Here is a 19013-nt window from a genome sequence, read left to right as displayed (position 1 = left end):
GCCGGAGTATACCCGAGCGCTCGGCCCCGAGGGTCGCTATAATCGCCGGCTTTTGATATCCGAACGACGGGGAGAGGCGATGCGCGAGCGACTTTTGGCGGCGGAGAAGGTGACCGGGATCCGCTGGCAGGGCGGCGTCTTGCACCTGCTCGACCAGCGCCTGCTGCCCTCGGATGAACGCTGGCTGGCCTGCGACAATGTCGCGCAGGTGGCGGCGGCGATCCGTGACATGGCGGTGCGCGGCGCTTCGGCCATCGGCATTGCCGCCGCTTACGGCCTGGTGCTGGCCCTTGAGGAGCGGCTGGCCGAAGGTGGCGATTGGGAAATGGACCTTGAAGAGGACTTCCTCTGCCTCGCCGAGGCGCGTCCCACCGCCGCCAACCTGTTCTGGGCGCTGAACCGCATGCGCGAGCGCCTGCAGCGTCTGCGCCCGTATGAAGATGTGCTGGCAGCACTGGAGGCCGAAGCCGTGGCCATCCATGAAAGCGACCGTGAAGCCAACCTGACCATGGCTCAGCAAGGCATCGAACTGATTCGCCGTCACCAGGGCAATGCCCAGACCCTGCTCACCTATGGCAATGCCGGTGCGCTGGCCAGCGGCGGCTTTGGTACCGCGTTGGGGGTGATCCGCGCCGGCTACCTCGAAGGCATGGTCGAGCGGGTGTATGCCGGCGAAACCCGCCCCTGGCTGCAAGGCTCGCGCCTGACCGCCTGGGAGCTGGCCAACGAAGGCATCCCGGTCACCCTGTGCGCCGACTCGGCGCTGGCGCACCTGATGAAGACCAAAGGCATCACCTGGGTGGTGGTGGGCGCGGACTGCATCGCTGCCAACGGCGACGTGGCCAGCAAGATCGGCACCTACCAGCTGGCGGTCAGCGCCATGCACCACGGTGTGCGCTTCATGGTGGTGGCGCCGAGCACCAGCATCGACCTGAACCTGGCCACTGGCGAGGATATTCCGCTGGAAGAGCGCGCGTCCGACGAACTGCTGGACATTGCCGGTACCCGGGTGGCGCCGGATGTGGAGGTGTTCAATCCGGTGTTCGACGTGACCCCGGCCGACCTGATCGATGTGATCGTGACCGAGCGAGGCATTGTCGAACGCCCTGATACCGCCAAACTGGCGCAGTTGATGTGCCGCAAGCGGTTGCATTGAGCTGGAGATCGAGCGCCGCGCGGGCGGCGCTCGATCTCTCAAACACCGAAAAACTAAAGGCAAGCACCCCCGTGCCACATCTCCCCACCGCCCCCGCCTTTGTGATAACATCCGGCAGTTTCCAGGACCGCCCATCACGGCGGCCTTCATTGCGCAGATCCATGGCACAACTCATTGATTTGTCGTAAGTCGTCGCACCCTTATGCGCTGCGGCGGCGAGCTTCGTTCGGCCCTTGATGGAGCTGCGAAGTTTCACCAGAAAAAGGAATCAGGCTTCTCATGGGCGAACTGGCCAAAGAAATCCTCCCGGTCAATATCGAAGACGAACTGAGACAGTCTTACCTCGACTACGCGATGAGCGTGATTGTCGGGCGAGCGCTGCCCGATGCGCGTGACGGCTTGAAGCCCGTGCATCGTCGCGTTCTCTATGCGATGAGCGAACTGGGCAACGACTGGAACAAGCCGTACAAGAAATCCGCCCGTGTGGTCGGTGACGTGATCGGTAAGTACCACCCGCACGGCGACACTGCGGTCTACGACACCATCGTGCGTATGGCCCAGCCGTTCTCGCTGCGCTACCTGCTGGTCGACGGCCAGGGCAACTTCGGTTCGGTGGACGGCGACAACGCCGCAGCCATGCGATACACCGAAGTGCGCATGACCAAGCTGGCCCACGAGCTGCTGGCCGACCTGCACAAAGAAACCGTCGACTGGGTGCCCAACTACGACGGCACCGAGCAGATCCCGGCGGTCATGCCGACCCGTATTCCCAACCTGCTGGTCAACGGCTCCAGCGGTATCGCCGTGGGCATGGCGACCAACATCCCGCCGCACAACCTCGGTGAAGTCATCGACGGCTGCCTGGCGCTGATCGACAACCCGGAAGTCACCATCGATGAGCTGATGCAGCACATCCCGGGCCCGGATTTCCCGACTGCCGGCATCATCAATGGTCGCCAAGGCATCATCGAGGCCTATCGTACCGGCCGTGGCCGCATCTACATGCGTGCCCGTTCCGAAATCGAAGACATCGACAAGGTCGGCGGCCGCCAGCAGATCGTCGTGACCGAGTTGCCGTACCAGCTGAACAAGGCGCGCCTAATCGAAAAGATCGCCGAGCTGGTAAAAGAGAAGAAGATCGAAGGCATCACCGAGCTGCGCGACGAGTCCGACAAGGACGGCATGCGCATCGTCATCGAGCTGCGTCGCGGCGAGGTGCCGGAGGTGGTGCTCAACAACCTCTATCAGCAAACCCAGCTGCAGAGTGTGTTCGGTATCAACGTGGTGGCCCTGGTCGACGGCCGTCCGCGCCTGCTCAACCTCAAGGACCTGCTCGAAGCGTTCGTCCGTCACCGCCGTGAAGTGGTGACCCGGCGTACCGTGTTCGAGCTGCGCAAGGCCCGCGAACGCGGCCACATCCTTGAAGGCCAGGCGGTCGCGCTGTCCAACATCGACCCGGTCATCGCCCTGATCAAGGCCTCGCCGACGCCGTCCGAAGCCAAGGAAGCCCTGGTTTCCACGCCGTGGGAATCCAGTGCCGTGCAGGTCATGGTCGAGCGCGCCGGCGCCGATTCCTGCCGCCCTGAAGACCTGCCAGAGCAATACGGCCTGCATGACGGCAAGTACTTCCTGTCGCCAGAGCAGGCCCAGGCCATTCTCGACCTGCGCCTGCACCGCCTGACCGGCCTTGAGCACGAGAAGCTGCTGGCCGAGTACCAGGAAATCCTCGAGCAGATCGGCGAGCTGATCCGCATCCTCAGCAGCGCCGAGCGCCTGATGGAAGTGATCCGCGAAGAGCTGGAAGCCATCCGTGCCGAATACGGCGATGCCCGGCGTACCGAAATTCTCGATGCGCGCCACGACCTCAGCTACGGCGACATGATCCCGGAAGAAGAGCGTGTGGTCACCATCTCCCACGGCGGCTACGCCAAGACCCAGCCGCTGTCCGCCTACCAGGCCCAGCGCCGTGGCGGCAAAGGCAAGTCGGCTACCGGGGTGAAGGACGAGGACTACATCGAGCACCTGCTGGTCGCCAACAGCCACGCTACCTTGTTGCTGTTCTCCAGCAAGGGCAAGGTGTACTGGCTGAAAACCTACGACATCCCTGAAGCGTCCCGCGCTGCCCGTGGTCGCCCGCTCGTCAACCTGCTGCCGCTGGAGGAGGGTGAGCGCATCACCGCCATGCTGCAGATCGACCTCGAGGCCCTGCAGCAGAGCGCTGGCGCCGAAGAAGAGCTGGACGAGGCGGAAGATGCCGTACTCGAAGGCGAAGTGATCGAGGCCGAGGAAGTCGACGAAGAAGACGGCGATACCCCTGAGTGGGTGGCCGAGCCGACTGGCGCCTACATCTTCATGGCCACCGCTTCGGGTACCGTGAAGAAGACCCCACTGGTGCAGTTCGCCCGTCCGCGCTCCAACGGCCTGATTGCCCTCAAGCTGAAAGAAGGTGACACCCTGATCGCTGCCGCCATTACTGACGGCGCCAAGGAAGTCATGATGTTCTCCGACGCCGGCAAGGTGATCCGCTTCGCTGAAAGCGTGGTGCGCGAAATGGGCCGTAACGCCCGTGGCGTACGCGGCATGAAGCTGGGCAAGGGGCAGCAGATCATTTCCATGCTGATCCCGGAATCGGGTGCGCAGATCCTGACTGCCTCCGAGCGTGGCTTCGGCAAACGCACCCCGCTGTCCAAGTTCCCGCGTCGCGGCCGCGGTGGCCAGGGCGTGATCGCCATGGGTACCAAAGGGCGCAACGGTCTGCTGATCGGCGCCATCCAGGTGCAGGAAGGCGAAGAGATCATGCTGATCTCCGACCAGGGTACGCTGGTGCGTACACGGGTAGGTGAGGTGTCCAGCCTGGGCCGTAACACCCAGGGCGTGACCTTGATCAAGCTGGCTACCGACGAGACGTTGGTGGGCCTGGAGCGTATCCAGGAGCCTTCCGAGGACGAACTCGACGATGTGATCGAGACGGACGAAGAGGGCGTCGAGGCTGAGGCGCCAGACAACGAAGAAGCTGCTGGCGCCGAAGAGGCCCCGCAGGAGTAAGCAAGCGTAAACCCGAGCGGGGCGACCAAGGTCGCCCCGTTTGACTGAATAGGCCGGGCATTGCCTGGCCCTGTGGGAGCGGGCTTGCCCGTGAATGAGGCGCCGCGGTGTATGGCACCGGCTTCGCCGGTGTTCGCGGGCAAGCCCGCTCCCACAGGGTTCCCGCAGAACTAGCTGTTTAGATCTATTAGAGCGAGAGTGGATGTGAGCAAACGAGCCTTTAACTTCTGCGCAGGCCCTGCCGCGCTTCCTGACGCTGTTTTGCAGCGCGCCCAGGCCGAAATGCTGGACTGGAACGGCAAGGGCTTGTCGGTGATGGAAATGAGCCATCGCAGCGACGACTACGTGGCCATCGCCGAAAAGGCCGAGCAGGACCTGCGTGACCTGCTGTCCGTCCCCTCCAACTACAAGGTGCTGTTCCTGCAGGGCGGCGCCAGCCAGCAGTTCGCTGAAATCCCGCTGAACCTGTTGCCGGAAAACGGCACTGCCGACTACATCGAAACCGGCATCTGGTCGAAAAAAGCCATCGAAGAAGCGCGCCGCTTCGGCAATGTCAACGTCGCCGCCAGCGCCAAGCCTTACGACTACCTGGCGATCCCGGGTCAGAACGAGTGGAACCTGACCAAAAACGCCGCCTACGTGCACTATGCATCCAACGAGACCATCGGTGGCCTGCAGTTTGACTGGGTGCCGGAAACCGGTGACGTCCCGCTGGTGGTCGATATGTCGTCCGACATCCTCTCGCGCCCCATCGACGTGTCCCAGTACGGCCTGATCTACGCCGGTGCGCAGAAGAACATCGGCCCGAGTGGCCTGGTGGTGGTGATCGTGCGTGAAGACCTGCTGGGCCATGCCCGCAGCAGCTGCCCGACCATGCTCGACTACAAGGTTTCAGCTGACAACGGCTCGATGTACAACACCCCGGCCACTTACTCCTGGTACCTCTCGGGCCTGGTCTTCGAGTGGCTGAAAGAGCAGGGTGGCGTCGACGCCATGGAGCAGCGCAACCGCGCCAAGAAAGAGCGTCTGTATGGCTTCATCGACAACAGCGATTTCTACACCAACCCGATCAGCCACAACGCCCGTTCGTGGATGAACGTGCCGTTCCGCCTGGCTGACGAGCGCCTGGACAAGGCCTTCCTTGCCGGTGCCGATGCCCGTGGCCTGCTCAACCTCAAGGGCCACCGCTCGGTGGGCGGCATGCGCGCTTCCATCTACAACGCCCTGGGCCTGGAAGCAGTGGAAGCGCTGGTGGGCTACATGGCTGAATTCGAGAAGGAGCACGGCTGATGTCCGAACAGGAGCTCAAGGCGCTGCGCGTACGCATCGACAGCCTCGACGAGAAAATCCTCGAGCTGATCAGCGACCGCGCCCGTTGCGCCGAAGAAGTGGCCCGGGTCAAGACCGCCTCGCTGAAAGAAGGCGAGAAGCCGGTGTTCTACCGCCCTGAGCGTGAGGCTGCGGTGCTCAAGCGCGTGATGGAGCGCAACAAAGGCCCGCTGGGCAACGAAGAGATGGCGCGGCTGTTCCGCGAAATCATGTCCTCGTGCCTGGCCCTGGAAGAACCGCTGAAAATCGCCTATCTCGGCCCTGAGGGTACTTTCACCCAGGCGGCGGCCATGAAGCACTTTGGTCACGCGGTGATCAGCCGCCCGATGGCAGCCATCGACGAAGTGTTCCGTGAAGTGGCGGCCGGTGCTGTCAATTTCGGCGTGGTGCCGGTGGAAAACTCCACCGAAGGCGCTGTCAGCCATACCCTGGACAGCTTCCTTGAGCACGACATGGTGATTTGCGGCGAGGTCGAGCTGCGTATCCACCACCACCTGCTGGTGGGCGAAAATACCAAGACCGACAGCATCACCCGTATCTACTCCCACGCTCAGTCGCTGGCCCAGTGCCGCAAGTGGCTGGACGCGCACTACCCGAACGTGGAGCGCGTCGCTGTATCGAGCAATGCTGAGGCCGCCAAGCGCGTCAAGGGTGAGTGGAATTCGGCGGCGATCGCCGGTGATATGGCAGCCAACCTGTATGGTCTGACTCGCCTGGCCGAGAAGATCGAAGACCGCCCGGACAACTCCACGCGCTTCCTGATGATCGGCAACCAGGAAGTGCCGCCGACGGGCGACGACAAGACTTCGATCATCGTTTCGATGAGCAACAAGCCCGGTGCCTTGCACGAGCTGCTGGTGCCGTTCCACCAGAACGGCATCGACCTGACCCGCATCGAGACCCGCCCGTCGCGCAGCGGCAAGTGGACCTACGTGTTCTTCATCGACTTCGTTGGCCACCACCGCGACCCGCTGATCAAAGCGGTGCTGGAGCAGATCAGCCAGGAGGCTGTGGCGCTGAAGGTGCTGGGCTCTTATCCGAAGGCGGTGCTTTGATTCAAGGCCCCATAGGGTCCAGCAGGCTGTCTTGATTTCTGAACAGGGTTCGCACCAGTGGTAAATGCAGCAAAAACCAAACCCGCACCCATCATCAACCGCCTGGTCGTGGTCGGTCTCGGCCTGATCGGCGGCTCTTTCGCCAAGGGCCTGCGTGAAAGCGGCCTGTGCCGCGAAGTGGTCGGTGTCGACCTGGATGCCCCTTCGCGCAAGCAGGCTGTGGCCCTGGGCGTGGTCGATCGCTGCGAAGAAGACCTCGCTGCCGCTTGCGTGGGTGCCGATGTGATCCAGCTGGCCGTGCCGATCCTGGCCATGGAAAAAGTGCTGGCCCGCCTGGCCCGGCTCGACCTGGGTGACGCGATCATCACCGATGTCGGTAGCGCCAAGGGCAATGTCGTCCGTGAGGCGCGCGTCGTCTTCGGGCAGCGCTTGCCGCGCTTCGTCCCCGGCCACCCCATCGCCGGTTCCGAGCAGAGCGGGGTAGAGGCCTCCAACGCTGCCCTGTTCCGCCGTCACAAGGTCATCCTCACGCCGCTGGCCGAAACCGATCCTGCCGCGCTAGCGCTGGTCGACCGCCTGTGGCGTGCGCTGGATGCCGATGTGGAGCACATGTCGGTCGAGCGCCATGATGAAGTGCTGGCAGCCACCAGTCACTTGCCGCACTTGCTGGCCTTTGGCTTGGTCGACTCGTTGGCCAAACGCAATGAAAATCTCGAGATCTTCCGGTACGCTGCGGGAGGTTTCCGCGATTTCACAAGAATCGCTGGCAGCGACCCGACCATGTGGCACGACATCTTCCTCGCCAACCGCGACGCTGTCTTGCGCACGCTAGATACATATCGCAGCGATCTCGACGCCTTGCGCGACGCGATCGCTGAAGGGGACGGGCACCAGCTGCTGGGTGTATTCACCCGCGCACGGGTTGCCCGCGAGCATTTCAGTAAAATCCTGGCCCGCCGGGCCTATGTGGACGCTATGAACGCCAACGATCTGATTTTCCTGGCCCAACCGGGTGGCCGCCTGAACGGGCGTATTCGTGTACCGGGCGATAAGTCGATTTCCCATCGCTCGATCATGCTCGGCTCGCTGGCCGAAGGCACCACCGAAGTCGAAGGCTTCCTCGAAGGTGAAGACGCGCTGGCGACCCTGCAGGCATTCCGTGACATGGGTGTGGTCATCGAGGGCCCCAACCACGGTCGCGTGACCATTCACGGCGTTGGCCTGCACGGCCTCAAGCCACCACCCGGGCCGCTGTATGTAGGTAACTCCGGCACCTCGATGCGCCTGCTGTCGGGCCTGCTGGCCGGCCAGCCGTTCGACGTCACCATGACAGGCGACGCTTCGCTGTCCAAGCGCCCGATGAACCGTGTGGCCAACCCGCTGCGCGAAATGGGCGCCGTGGTCGAGACAGGTCCGGAAGGTCGCCCACCGCTGACCATTCGCGGCGGTAGCAAGCTCAAGGCATTGACCTACACGCTGCCGATGGCCAGCGCCCAGGTCAAATCGTGCCTGTTGCTGGCCGGCCTGTACGCCGAAGGCAAGACCACCGTCACCGAGCCTGCGCCAACCCGTGACCACACTGAGCGCATGCTGCGCGGCTTTGGCTATGCGGTCGAGTCGAACGGCCCGGTTGCCTCGCTGCAGTCCGGTGGCAAACTCACCGCGACCCGCATCGAGGTGCCGGCCGACATTTCCTCGGCAGCGTTCTTCCTGGTGGCAGCTTCGATCGCTGAAGGCTCCGAGCTGGTGCTGGAGCACGTAGGCATCAACCCGACCCGTACCGGCGTGATCGACATCCTGCGCCTGATGGGCGGCGACATTACCCTGGAAAACCAGCGTGAAGTCGGCGGCGAGCCGGTGGCTGATCTGCGTGTGCGTGGTGCCAAGCTCAAGGGCATTGATATCCCGGAAGAACTGGTACCGCTGGCCATCGACGAGTTCCCGGTGCTGTTCGTGGCCGCCGCCTGCGCCGAAGGGCGTACCGTGCTGCGTGGCGCCGAAGAGCTGCGGGTGAAGGAATCCGACCGTATCCAGGTGATGGCTGACGGCCTGATCACCCTGGGCATCCAGTGTGAACCGACCCCGGATGGCATCATCATCGACGGTGGCCAGTTGGGCGGTGGCGAAGTGCATGGCCACGGTGACCACCGCATTGCCATGGCTTTCAGCGTGGCCTCGCTGCGCGCCAGCGCGCCCATTCGCATCCATGACTGCGCCAACGTCGCCACCTCGTTCCCCAACTTCCTGGCGCTGTGTGCCGAAGTGGGTATCCGCGTGGCGGAAGAGGGCAAGTCGTGAATTCGCTGGCGCCGGTTATCACCATCGACGGGCCTAGCGGCTCGGGCAAGGGCACGGTCGCCGGCCTGCTGGCTCGCGAGCTGGGCTGGAAGCTGCTGGATTCGGGTGCGCTGTACCGCTTGCTGGCGTTCAACGCCAGTAATCACGGTGTCGACCTCACCAACGAAGAGCTGCTGACCAAGCTTGCCGCCCATCTGGATGTGCAGTTCATCGCCGCCGAGCCCGGTAAGCTGCAACAGATCATCCTTGAGGGTGAAGACGTCAGTAACGTCATCCGTACCGAAACGGTAGGTGCGGGTGCGTCGATGGTGGCTTCGCTGCCGGCGGTGCGTGATGCCCTGCTGGTGCGTCAGCGTGAGTTCCGCGAGGCGCCGGGCCTGATCGCCGACGGTCGCGACATGGGCACCGTGGTGTTCCCCGACGCGCCGTTGAAGGTCTTCCTTACCGCCAGCGCGGAGGAGCGCGCACGTCGTCGCTACCTGCAGTTGAAGGGCAAGGGTGAAGATGTTAGTCTGTCGAGTCTGCTGGATGAGATTCGTGCGCGTGATGAACGCGACACCCAACGTGCAGTGGCCCCGCTGAAACCAGCGGTCGATGCCATTCAGTTGGACTCTACCGAGTTGTCCATCGAGCAGGTGTTGCAACGTATCAGGAGCGAGATCGCCCAGCGCGACCTCCTCTGATAGCCAGGAGAGCAGGCAGGGGCACCAGTCAACGTCCTGCCGGCTTTCCTTTACTTAAAACAGACCCACATTGTCTGGAATGTGGCGAGGGCGTTTGTTTCGCCCGAATTTACAGGAATTAAAATGAGCGAAAGCTTTGCAGAACTCTTTGAAGAAAGCCTGAAAACCCTCAATCTTCAGCCGGGTGCGATCATCACCGGTATCGTTGTCGACATCGACGGCGACTGGGTTACCGTACACGCTGGCCTGAAGTCCGAGGGCGTCATCCCGCTCGAGCAGTTCTACAACGAAGCTGGCGAGCTGACCATCAAGGTCGGTGACGAAGTGCACGTTGCGCTGGACGCGGTCGAAGACGGCTTTGGCGAAACCAAACTGTCCCGTGAAAAAGCCAAGCGCGCCGAGTGCTGGATTGTTCTGGAAGCAGCTTTCGCCGCCGAAGAAGTGGTCAAGGGCGTTATCAACGGTAAGGTTAAGGGCGGCTTCACTGTCGACGTTAACGGCATCCGTGCGTTCCTGCCGGGCTCCCTGGTTGATGTCCGCCCAGTGCGCGACACCACCCACCTGGAAGGCAAAGAGCTGGAATTCAAGGTCATCAAGCTGGACCAGAAGCGCAACAACGTTGTCGTTTCCCGTCGCAGCGTGCTGGAAGCCGAGAACTCCGCCGAGCGCGAAGCCCTGCTGGAAACCCTGCAGGAAGGCCAGCAAGTCAAAGGTATCGTCAAGAACCTCACCGACTACGGCGCATTCGTGGACCTGGGCGGTATCGACGGCCTGCTGCACATCACCGACATGGCCTGGAAGCGCATCAAGCACCCATCGGAAATCGTTAACGTTGGCGACGAAGTCGACGTACGCGTTCTGAAGTTCGACCGCGAGCGCAACCGCGTTTCGCTGGGTCTGAAGCAAATGGGCGAAGATCCGTGGGTAGCTATCACTGCCCGTTACCCAGAAGGTACTCGCGTACAAGCTCGCGTTACCAACCTGACCGACTACGGCTGCTTCGCTGAGCTGGAAGAAGGCGTTGAGGGTCTGGTACACGTTTCCGAAATGGACTGGACCAACAAGAACATCCACCCGTCGAAAGTCGTTCAGGTTGGCGACGAAGTGGAAGTCATGGTTCTGGACATCGACGAAGAGCGTCGTCGTATCTCCCTGGGCATCAAGCAGTGCAAGTCCAACCCATGGGAAGACTTCTCCGGCCAGTTCAACAAGGGTGACAAGATCACCGGTACCATCAAGTCGATCACTGACTTCGGTATCTTCATCGGCCTGGACGGCGGCATTGACGGCCTGGTTCACCTGTCTGACATCTCCTGGAACGAAACTGGCGAAGAAGCCGTACGTCGTTTCAAGAAGGGCGACGAGCTGGAAACCGTCATCCTGTCGGTCGACCCAGAGCGCGAGCGCATCTCCCTGGGCATCAAGCAGCTGGAAGACGATCCGTTCTCCAACTTCGTTGCTGTCAATGACAAGGGCGCTATCGTCAAGGGCATCGTGAAAGAAGTTGACGCCAAAGGCGCCATCGTCACTCTGGCCGACGACATCGAAGCCACTCTGAAAGCTTCCGAAATCAGCCGTGACCGCGTTGAAGACGCGCGTAACGTTCTGAAGGAAGGCGAAGAGATCGAAGCCAAGATCATCAGCGTTGACCGCAAGTCCCGCGTTATCAGCCTGTCGATCAAATCGAAAGACGACGCTGAAGAGCGCGAAGCCATCCAGAGCCTGAAAAACGCTCCGGAAGCGGCTGCCGACACCACCATGGCTGCGCTGCTGCGCGAAGCAATGGCCAAGCAGAACTGAGTTCTGTTTGATCGGTAAAAAAGGGCGACCCTCGGGTCGCCCTTTTTTTGGAGTTGGTTTTGTTTTGTGGTGTTCGCCGTTGGCTTTGCGGTGTTGCGCAAATCGAGCGCCGCCCACGCGGGCGGCGCTCGATTGCCGCTCCAACACAAATGTATCGCCGGACACCTAAAAGCTCCCGCCGGCTAGACCATTCTTGCAAAACTTCAATCTTGAATTTTTTTATTAAGTCAAGAACCACCCTGTTCAAATCCTTCCCGGCGTGCTACAAACTGGTTGAGCAATGATCTAGCTGCTTGATAACGAAGGGAAAAATATGACGAAGTCGGAGCTGATCGAACGTATTGTCACCCATCAAGGGCTGCTCTCGTCCAAGGACGTGGAGCTGGCCATCAAGACCATGCTTGAGCAGATGTCACAATGCCTTGCTACCGGCGATCGCATCGAGATCCGCGGTTTTGGCAGCTTCTCGCTGCACTATCGTGCCCCCCGCGTGGGCCGTAACCCGAAGACCGGTCAGTCGGTCAGCCTCGAAGGCAAGTTCGTGCCGCACTTCAAGCCCGGCAAAGAGTTGCGCGATCGGGTCAATGAAGACGAGCATGATGAGGTTCATACCTGATCCCTCAAGGAGCAATCTGATGCGTAACCTCAAGCGCGCCCTGGCGGCGGTATTCGTGCTGCTGTTGGCGGCCGTGGTGCTGTTCTTCGTGCTGGAAAACCAGCAAACCGTGTCGTTGGTCCTGTTCGGCTGGGCTGCTCCGGCAATGCCGGTTGCCGTGCTGGTGTTGGCCGCGTTGGTGATTGGCCTGGCAGTCGGGCCATTGTTGGGTGCCTACGGCGTGCAGCGCAGCAAGCGCAAGATCAGGGCGTCTGCCCGGCAGGCGGCACTGAGCGGTAACTAGGGAAATTTCCTACGCTCACTTAGGAAAGCGTCACCTATGCATGCTCTGGTCGTCGTGGAGTAATAGCGCACTTCATTTTCGGCCCAGGTGAGTGTGCGCAGCATGGACTATCCCAGCCTTTCCCATCACGGTGGTGCCCGCAGCGTTACCGGGTCTTGTCACCAACTGCATCTCGCCCCATTCACCAGCCTGCTGGTCGACTGCGGCCTGGAGCAGGGCGCCGAGGCAGCGCAAGGCGCAGGCGCTGCGTCGCTCGGCTTTGACGTGCAGGGCATCGAGGCCCTGATCATCACGCATGTGCATCTGGATCACGTTGGCCGTATCCCTGCGCTGCTGGCCGCCGGATACCGCGGCCCCATCCTCTGCAGTGAGCCTTCCGCACAGCTGCTACCGCTGGTGCTGGAAGACGCCTACAAGCTTAGCGTCAGCAGTGACCCTGCCCAGGTGGCGCGGTACCTCGAATTCGTCTGCGACCTTATCGTGCCCCTGCCGTTCGAGCAGTGGCACACGCTGGTCGAGCGCCCAGGCCTTGGCTGTCGCATTCGCTTGCAGCGCGCGGGTCATCTGCTGGGCTCGGCGTATATCGAGTGCGACATGCAGCATGGGCAGTCCAATAGCCGCTACGTGTTTTCTGGTGACCTGGGGGCGTGTGGCAATCCCTTGTTGCGCCCGCTACAGCCGCCAGAGCGCGCCGACGTGCTGGTGCTGGAAAGTACCTATGGTGACCGCTTGCATCCGCATGTCGGCGACCGCAGGCAGCGGCTGGAAGATGCCATCGATCGGGCCTTGGCTGACAAGGGCACCCTCCTCATTCCGGCGTTCAGTCTGGGTCGCACCCAAGAACTGCTGTACGAGCTGGAAGGCATACTTCATCGCAAGGCATTGCTGGGTAGCGCCGGCCCGGGCCCCGATGGCGACCCGATTGACTGGTCGCAACTGCCCATTATCCTCGACTCGCCTTTGGCTCAGCGCATTACCAGCGTATATCGGAACTTGCATGACTACTGGAATGCCGAAGCCAGGGCGCGCCTGGCCGAGGGGCGCGACCCGCTGGGTTTCAGCCAGCTGATCAATGTAGACACCCATGCGCGCCACCAGCAGGTGGTCAACTACCTCAAGAGCACCGGGCGCCCGGCGATCGTGATCGCCGGCAATGGCATGTGCTCGGGTGGGCGCATCGTCAATTATCTCAAGGCCATGTTGGGAGATTCGCGGCATGAGGTGATGTTTGTGGGCTATCAAGCCAAGGGCACGCCGGGGGCGGTGATTCAGGCTAGCGAGGCGGCGGAAGGATTCGTGCAGCTTGATCTGGACGGAAGAATGTACGAGGTGCGGGCGAAAGTCATGACGCTATCGGGGTATTCCGCACATGCTGATCAGGCAGGTTTGGTGCAGTTTGCGCTGGGTGGTCAGGCGCAGCCAGGCAAGGTGCTGTTGGTGCATGGTGAGAGGGGGGCAAAGGCCGCTTTGCACAAGGCCTTGATGCAACATGCAGAGCGGGCGGGTGAGCCTCTGGAGGTCTTCGTCCCCTGAACCCTTGGTCTGACAACGGTGAGCTGGCCGACGCAAGGCGGGAACTAATCCCGGCAGCGTTCATCTACTGCGACTAACCCTGGCGCTGGGTGTGTAAGATGTTGGCATAATGCCGCTACCCTCATGAGGGCGTGCGCCTTGCCGAGTTCGATGCAGTCGCTCGTGATGTTTTGGTATGCCAGAAACCGTGTACGCAGTCAGACCCAAGGAAAAACACAAGAAATGCGCAATGACCTTGAGCGCCGCAGTAGCGATAGTGAAGAAGTTGACCTGTTGGAGTTTCTGGAAGGGGTGTGGCGGCAAAAGCTACTCATCTTTCTGGTCACGGTAGCCGTCACGGCAGTTGCACTGGCTTATGCACTGTTGGCCAAGCCTGTTTATGAGGCCAAAATATTTTTGGCGGCACCGGCGACAAGTGATATAGCAGATCTCAACTATGGCCGCACCCAGCAGACTGGGTTGGAGCCATTCACGTCGCGTAAGGTTTTTGACATCTTCGTTGAACATCTGAACGGTGAAACACTGCGACGTCAGTTCTTTAAAGAATTTTACATGCCCTCGGTAGTGGCGGGGCAAGGGGCGCAAGGGGCATTGTATGCTGCGTTCAATGGCTCCTTTGATGTCGTGCAACTGGCGGGTGAGCCGCCGCGCGCCTATGTTGCCTTCCGTGGGCGTGACCCTGCCGTGGTGTCCCGGTGGGCAACCGCTTATGTCGAGAAGGCCGGCGCAGCCGCCAAGGCCGAAGTCCTGCACGATGCCACCAGGGAGGCTCAGGTCCGTGCCAATGCACTGCAACTGGAACTCGACAACCTGCGTGAAAGCGGCCAGCAGCAACGTGAGGACAAGATCATCCGTTTACAAGAGGCGCTGCAGATTGCAACGGCCATTGGCCTGCAAAACCCGCCGCTGATAAGCGGTGAAGTTTCCAGGGCGCTGTCTGGCAAAATGGACGGCGAGCTGACTTACATGCGCGGCAGCAAGGCGCTGGCCGCCGAGATTGCCAGTTTGCAGCAGCGTAAAAGTGAGGATGCATTCATTCCTGAACTCAGGGAAGTACAAACCAAACAGCAGTTTTATCAAGGGATGGTAGGGGCGCAGCGTCATGTGAGTGTTTATCAGCTTGACGGCACCATAGAGCAGCCTGATGTACCGATTAAACCAAAACGGAACTTGATCATTGCCCTGGGTGTAATTGCTGGGTTGGCCCTCGGTTGCCTGATCGCAACCCTGAAATACGCCATGCAAAATTTGCAAAGGCGCCGGGCCTGCCCCAAAAATGAATAGCAACGCGCAGGTCGCATTTAGCGAGAGACATTTGCCGTGTAAACGGTGAAACTGCAGGAATAAAGGGGGCGGCGCGACGGGCCCTCACAAAAAATCATGCCAAAGGTTTACCGATGAAGCTTGTTCAAACGAACATTCCCGATGTTGTCATAGTGGAACCCGCCGTGTACGAGGATGATCGCGGGTGGTTCACGGAAACCTTCAATGAAACCCGCTTTCATGGCGCACTGCTGGAGCTTGGCTTGAGCAAGCCCCGTGCGTTCGTCCAGGACAACCACTCGATGTCCCATCGTGGCGTGTTGCGCGGGCTGCATTTTCAGCGCGCACCGCATGCGCAGGGCAAGCTGGTCAGGGTAGTGCGCGGTGCGGCCTATGACGTCGCCGTCGACATCCGCCCAGGCTCGGCAACATTCGGGCAGTGGGTGGGGGTGGAGTTGACCGAGCGCAACAACCGTATGCTGTGGATTCCCGAGGGTTTCGCGCACGGTTTTATCGCTCTGGAGGACGAAACGCACTTTCTGTACAAAACCACGGATGTGTACAACAAGGACGCCGAAGGCAGTATTCACTGGGATGACCCTGACCTGGCCATTGACTGGCCAATGCGCGATGGCCTCATCGTCAGTGAAAAGGACAACCAGGCCCCGTCATTCCGGCACCACCTGAACTCCGCCGAAGAAGGGGCCCTGGCCCAGATCGAACTGTTCAAGGTGCTGGGTGATCACCGTGGCCAGTTGGTTGCCCTGCAAGCCCTGGACAATGTGCCATTCGCCATACAGCGCGTGTATTACCTTACCGAAACGCTGCCAGGGGTTTCCCGTGGCTTTCACGCGCACAAGGCTCTCAACCAGCTGGCCATCTGCGTGTCCGGGCGTTGCCGGATGCTCATGGATGACGGTACCACCCGCACAGACCACTGGCTGGACGCTTTCAACAAGGGCATCCTGATTCCGCCCATGGTCTGGCACGAAATGCATGATTTCAGCCCCGACTGCGTGCTGTTGGTGTTGGCCGACGCACATTACGACGAGGGCGACTACATTCGTGACTACACCACGTTCACGGAGCTGAAGCGCAATGCCTAGCATTCATCAACTGGCCGATGTGAAAAGCGACGCTATCGGCGAAGGCACCCGGGTCTGGCAATTCGTGGTGATCATGAACGGTGCGAAAATCGGGCGTAATTGCAACATCTGCGCCCATACCCTGATTGAAGGTGATGTGGTGCTTGGGGATAACGTGACGGTCAAGTCCGGCGTTTATCTGTGGGACGGTACCCGCATTGCCGATGACGTGTTCATCGGCCCCAATGCCACGTTTACCAACGACGCGATGCCGCGCTCCAAGGTTTATCCGGAGCAGTTCAATGGCATTACCCTGGAGCGTGGCGCCAGCATTGGCGCCAATGCAACGTTGTTGCCAGGCATCGTCATTGGCGAGTACGCCATGGTGGGGGCAGGAGCAGTGGTGACCAAAGACGTCCCGCCTTATGCCGTTGTCGTAGGGAATCCAGCAAAAATTATCAGGGTGATAGACCGCAATGGTTAAGTTTCTCGATCTGCAAGGTGTGAACGCACAATACCGTCAGGCATTGATCGATGCCTGCACCGAGGTCATCGACTCGGGTTGGTACATCATGGGTGAGAAGCTCAAGCAGTTCGAAGCCCAGTTCGCCAGCTACTGTGGGGTAAAGCACTGCATTGGTGTAGCCAACGGCCTTGACGCGCTGATTCTGACCTTGCGTGCCTGGAAGCAGTTGGGGCGTATCGCCGAAGGCGACGAGGTGCTGGTACCCGCCAATACTTACATTGCCACCATTCTGGCTATCACCGAGAACAAGCTGGTGCCCGTGCTGGTTGAGCCTGATGAAGGCAGCTTCAACCTGGGGGCGCACAACCTTGCACAAGCACTGACCCCACGCACCCGCGTGATCATGCCGGTGCATCTGTATGGCCGGCTTGCCGACATGCCGGCGATCAACGCGTTCGCGAAGCAACATGGCCTGCTGGTGCTGGAAGATTCTGCTCAATCGCACGGTGCCGAGCTGGACGGGCGGCGGGCAGGTGCCTGGGGTGATGCCTCGGGCTTCAGCTTCTACCCGGGCAAGAACCTCGGGGCGCTCGGGGACGCCGGCGCAGTCACCACCAACGACGATGCGTTGGCAGAGACCTTGAAGTCGCTGCGCAACTACGGTTCGCATGTGAAATACATGAACATTTACCAGGGGGTGAACAGCCGTCTGGACGAGCTACAGGCGGCGCTGTTGAGCGTGAAGCTTGCGTACCTGGACAGCGAGACCCGCCTGCGCCAGCAGGTTGCACAGCAGTACCTGGCCGGCATCGACAACCCGGCCATCCAGTTGCCTGACCCGGGCGTTGCCGGCCAGCACGCCTGGCACCTGTTCGTGGTGCGCAGCGAGTGCCGTGACCAGTTGCAGCAGCACCTGGCACAACAGGGGGTACAAACCCTGGTGCATTACCCGATACCGCCGCACCGGCAACAGGCCTACCCGCAGTTGGCCGACCTTTCGCTACCGCTGACCGAACGTTTGCATGAGCAAGTACTGAGCCTGCCCATGGACCCGACCCTGACTGTGGACGCTATCCAGCACGTCATTGACGCTTGCAACAGCTTTCCGCGTCCTTGAGTGCCAGGTATGACCCTGATCAGAACTAGCCTGCTCAATGCCATAGCGGTTGCGGTAAAGATGGCCACCTTGCTTGGCCTGAACAAAGTGCTGGCCCTGTACGTAGGGCCAGCCGGTTACGCGGCCATTGGCCAACTGCAGAATGCGGTGACCATGTTCACCACCTTGGCCAGCGGTGCCGTCAGCACTGGCGTAACCAAGTACACGGCGGAGTTCGCCGAACAGCCCGAAGAGCAACGCAAGGTCTGGAGAACCGCCGGTACACTGTCGGTACTGGTTTCGCTGCTGCTCGCGGTGCTGATTATCGTGCTGCGCAAGCCCCTGGCCGGTTGGTTCTTCAACGATGAATCGTTGGCGACAGTGCTGCTGTGGTTTGCCGCCACGCTGGTGTTTTTTGCCTTCAACTCGTTGTTGCTTGGCGTGCTCAACGGCAAGAAGGATGTGCCGCGTTATGTGCTGGCCAATATCTTCGGTAGCCTGATTTCGCTGGTAGTCACCTGTGTACTGACCATTCAGCTTGGGTTGTACGGTGCGCTGGTGGCCTTGGCGGTGTACCAGTCGCTGAGTTTCGTGGCTACCTTGCTGATCTGCATGCGTACGCCCTGGTTCCAGTTTGCCGATTTCTTTGGACGGCTGGATCGCCAGGCGTTGGCGCGGTTATCGAGGTTTGCGTTGATGGCCGTGGTCACGGCCTGCTCCCTGCCGGTGTGCCATGTGTTCCTGCGCGACTACCTGGGTAACACCTTCGGCTGGGCACAAGCGGGCTATTGGGAAGCCATGTGGCGACTGAGCTCGGCATACCTGATGTTGATTACCACCACCCTGGCGGTTTATTACCTGCCACGGTTGTCCGAAATCAAGGATGCCGGCGAGCTGCGCAAGGAGATTTTGCAGGGTTATAAACTGATTCTGCCCATGACCATCCTGGCCGGGCTGGTTATCTACCTGCTGCGCGACTTCATCATCCAGGTGCTGTTTTCCGATTCGTTTCTGCCAATGCGCGAACTGTTCGCCTGGCAGATGGTGGGCGACAGCCTGAAGATTGCCAGTTGGCTGATGGCCTACCTGATGCTGGGCAAGGCTTTGACGCGGCTGTACCTGGTGACGGAAATCCTCGCTACGCTCTCGCTTTACGCCTTGACGGTGTACCTCACGCAACTCTGGGGTTATGACAAGGTCACACTTGCCTACGCCGTCAATTACCTGTTGTACGCGATCGTCATGTATTTCGCGGTCTTTCGCCGGTTGCCGTCGATTGTCGCTGATTCGGCACGGAGCTGAGCA

At 60.8% G+C, this 19013-nt stretch carries 15 protein-coding genes and 1 pseudogene; all 16 read left to right on the top strand.

The window, feature by feature from the left end; genetic code table 11:
- Positions 1 to 79 precede the first annotated feature (79 nt).
- The 16 genes and pseudogenes from mtnA (at position 80) to D906_RS15100 (ending at position 19010) form a co-directional block, all read left to right on the top strand.
- Positions 80 to 1156 carry an S-methyl-5-thioribose-1-phosphate isomerase gene (gene mtnA / locus D906_RS15175; RefSeq protein ID WP_019096978.1) on the top strand — a complete coding sequence of 359 codons (1077 nt, stop codon included), beginning with the start codon at positions 80 to 82 and terminating at the stop codon, positions 1154 to 1156.
- A gap of 279 nt (positions 1157 to 1435) precedes the next feature.
- Entirely contained in the window at positions 1436 to 4201 is a 2766-nt protein-coding gene (gene gyrA, locus D906_RS15170) for a DNA gyrase subunit A (protein ID WP_019096977.1), read from the top strand.
- Positions 4202 to 4405: 204 nt separating this feature from the next.
- Positions 4406 to 5491, top strand: coding sequence for a 3-phosphoserine/phosphohydroxythreonine transaminase (serC, locus tag D906_RS15160; RefSeq protein WP_026020335.1), 1086 nt, complete (start codon positions 4406 to 4408; stop codon positions 5489 to 5491).
- The gene (gene pheA, locus D906_RS15155; protein WP_016715021.1) at positions 5491 to 6585 is read left to right on the top strand and encodes a prephenate dehydratase; all 1095 of its coding nucleotides are present in this window, start codon (positions 5491 to 5493) and stop codon (positions 6583 to 6585) included. Before serC ends, pheA begins: the two co-directional genes overlap by 1 nt.
- A 90-nt stretch (positions 6586 to 6675) precedes the next feature.
- Positions 6676 to 8883 carry a bifunctional prephenate dehydrogenase/3-phosphoshikimate 1-carboxyvinyltransferase gene (locus tag D906_RS15150; RefSeq protein WP_025754733.1) on the top strand — a complete coding sequence of 736 codons (2208 nt, stop codon included), beginning with the start codon at positions 6676 to 6678 and terminating at the stop codon, positions 8881 to 8883.
- Positions 8880 to 9566, top strand: coding sequence for a (d)CMP kinase (gene cmk, locus D906_RS15145; protein ID WP_016715023.1), 687 nt, complete (start codon positions 8880 to 8882; stop codon positions 9564 to 9566). The genes D906_RS15150 and cmk overlap by 4 nt, the downstream gene beginning before the upstream one ends.
- A gap of 123 nt (positions 9567 to 9689) precedes the next feature.
- Positions 9690 to 11366, top strand: a complete 1677-nt coding sequence (gene rpsA, locus D906_RS15140) for a 30S ribosomal protein S1 (protein ID WP_003252673.1) — start codon at positions 9690 to 9692, stop codon at positions 11364 to 11366.
- Between the two features lie 313 nt (positions 11367 to 11679).
- Positions 11680 to 11982, top strand: a complete 303-nt coding sequence (ihfB, locus tag D906_RS15135) for an integration host factor subunit beta (RefSeq protein ID WP_016715025.1) — start codon at positions 11680 to 11682, stop codon at positions 11980 to 11982.
- 19 nt (positions 11983 to 12001) lie between these two features.
- Positions 12002 to 12265, top strand: coding sequence for a lipopolysaccharide assembly protein LapA domain-containing protein (locus D906_RS15130; RefSeq protein ID WP_016715026.1), 264 nt, complete (start codon positions 12002 to 12004; stop codon positions 12263 to 12265).
- Between the two features lie 102 nt (positions 12266 to 12367).
- On the top strand, positions 12368 to 13798 hold the full coding sequence (locus D906_RS15125) for an MBL fold metallo-hydrolase RNA specificity domain-containing protein (RefSeq protein ID WP_033694776.1): 1431 nt from the start codon (positions 12368 to 12370) through the stop codon (positions 13796 to 13798).
- Between the two features lie 222 nt (positions 13799 to 14020).
- Entirely contained in the window at positions 14021 to 15082 is a 1062-nt protein-coding gene (locus D906_RS15120) for a Wzz/FepE/Etk N-terminal domain-containing protein (protein WP_019096973.1), read from the top strand.
- A gap of 113 nt (positions 15083 to 15195) precedes the next feature.
- Positions 15196 to 15735: pseudogene (rfbC, locus tag D906_RS26805) on the top strand (dTDP-4-dehydrorhamnose 3,5-epimerase); the annotation flags it as partial.
- 57 nt (positions 15736 to 15792) lie between these two features.
- A complete protein-coding gene (locus tag D906_RS26800) occupies positions 15793 to 16167 on the top strand; it encodes an FdtA/QdtA family cupin domain-containing protein (protein ID WP_225850706.1) in 375 nt (124 codons plus the stop codon).
- The gene (locus D906_RS15110; RefSeq protein ID WP_019096971.1) at positions 16160 to 16630 is read left to right on the top strand and encodes an acyltransferase; all 471 of its coding nucleotides are present in this window, start codon (positions 16160 to 16162) and stop codon (positions 16628 to 16630) included. Before D906_RS26800 ends, D906_RS15110 begins: the two co-directional genes overlap by 8 nt.
- Complete coding sequence (locus tag D906_RS15105; RefSeq protein ID WP_019096970.1) at positions 16623 to 17729, top strand: DegT/DnrJ/EryC1/StrS aminotransferase family protein; 1107 nt, start codon at positions 16623 to 16625, stop codon at positions 17727 to 17729. Before D906_RS15110 ends, D906_RS15105 begins: the two co-directional genes overlap by 8 nt.
- 9 nt (positions 17730 to 17738) lie before the next feature.
- Positions 17739 to 19010, top strand: a complete 1272-nt coding sequence (locus D906_RS15100; RefSeq protein WP_019096969.1) for an O-antigen translocase — start codon at positions 17739 to 17741, stop codon at positions 19008 to 19010.
- The last annotated feature ends 3 nt before the right edge of the window (positions 19011 to 19013 follow it).

This window comes from Pseudomonas sp. LAIL14HWK12:I1, from assembly GCF_003202095.1.
Lineage (GTDB): Bacteria > Pseudomonadota > Gammaproteobacteria > Pseudomonadales > Pseudomonadaceae > Aquipseudomonas > Aquipseudomonas monteilii.
Note: the sequence above shows the minus strand (reverse complement) of the source record. Positions and strands in the feature narration are given on the sequence as shown.

Bases quoted from the DNA above. Each gene is read 5' to 3' on its own strand.
- pheA (WP_016715021.1), top strand. From the start codon at position 5,491: ATGTCCGAACAGGAGCTCAAGGCGCTGCGCGTACGCATCGACAGCCTC.
- mtnA (WP_019096978.1), top strand. From the start codon at position 80: ATGCGCGAGCGACTTTTGGCGGCGGAGAAGGTGACCGGGATCCGCTGG.
- D906_RS15120 (WP_019096973.1), top strand. From the start codon at position 14,021: ATGCGCAATGACCTTGAGCGCCGCAGTAGCGATAGTGAAGAAGTTGAC.
- D906_RS15105 (WP_019096970.1), top strand. From the start codon at position 16,623: ATGGTTAAGTTTCTCGATCTGCAAGGTGTGAACGCACAATACCGTCAG.
- D906_RS15100 (WP_019096969.1), top strand. From the start codon at position 17,739: ATGACCCTGATCAGAACTAGCCTGCTCAATGCCATAGCGGTTGCGGTA.
- D906_RS15130 (WP_016715026.1), top strand. From the start codon at position 12,002: ATGCGTAACCTCAAGCGCGCCCTGGCGGCGGTATTCGTGCTGCTGTTG.
- D906_RS15110 (WP_019096971.1), top strand. From the start codon at position 16,160: ATGCCTAGCATTCATCAACTGGCCGATGTGAAAAGCGACGCTATCGGC.
- D906_RS15125 (WP_033694776.1), top strand. From the start codon at position 12,368: ATGGACTATCCCAGCCTTTCCCATCACGGTGGTGCCCGCAGCGTTACC.
- ihfB (WP_016715025.1), top strand. From the start codon at position 11,680: ATGACGAAGTCGGAGCTGATCGAACGTATTGTCACCCATCAAGGGCTG.
- rpsA (WP_003252673.1), top strand. From the start codon at position 9,690: ATGAGCGAAAGCTTTGCAGAACTCTTTGAAGAAAGCCTGAAAACCCTC.
- gyrA (WP_019096977.1), top strand. From the start codon at position 1,436: ATGGGCGAACTGGCCAAAGAAATCCTCCCGGTCAATATCGAAGACGAA.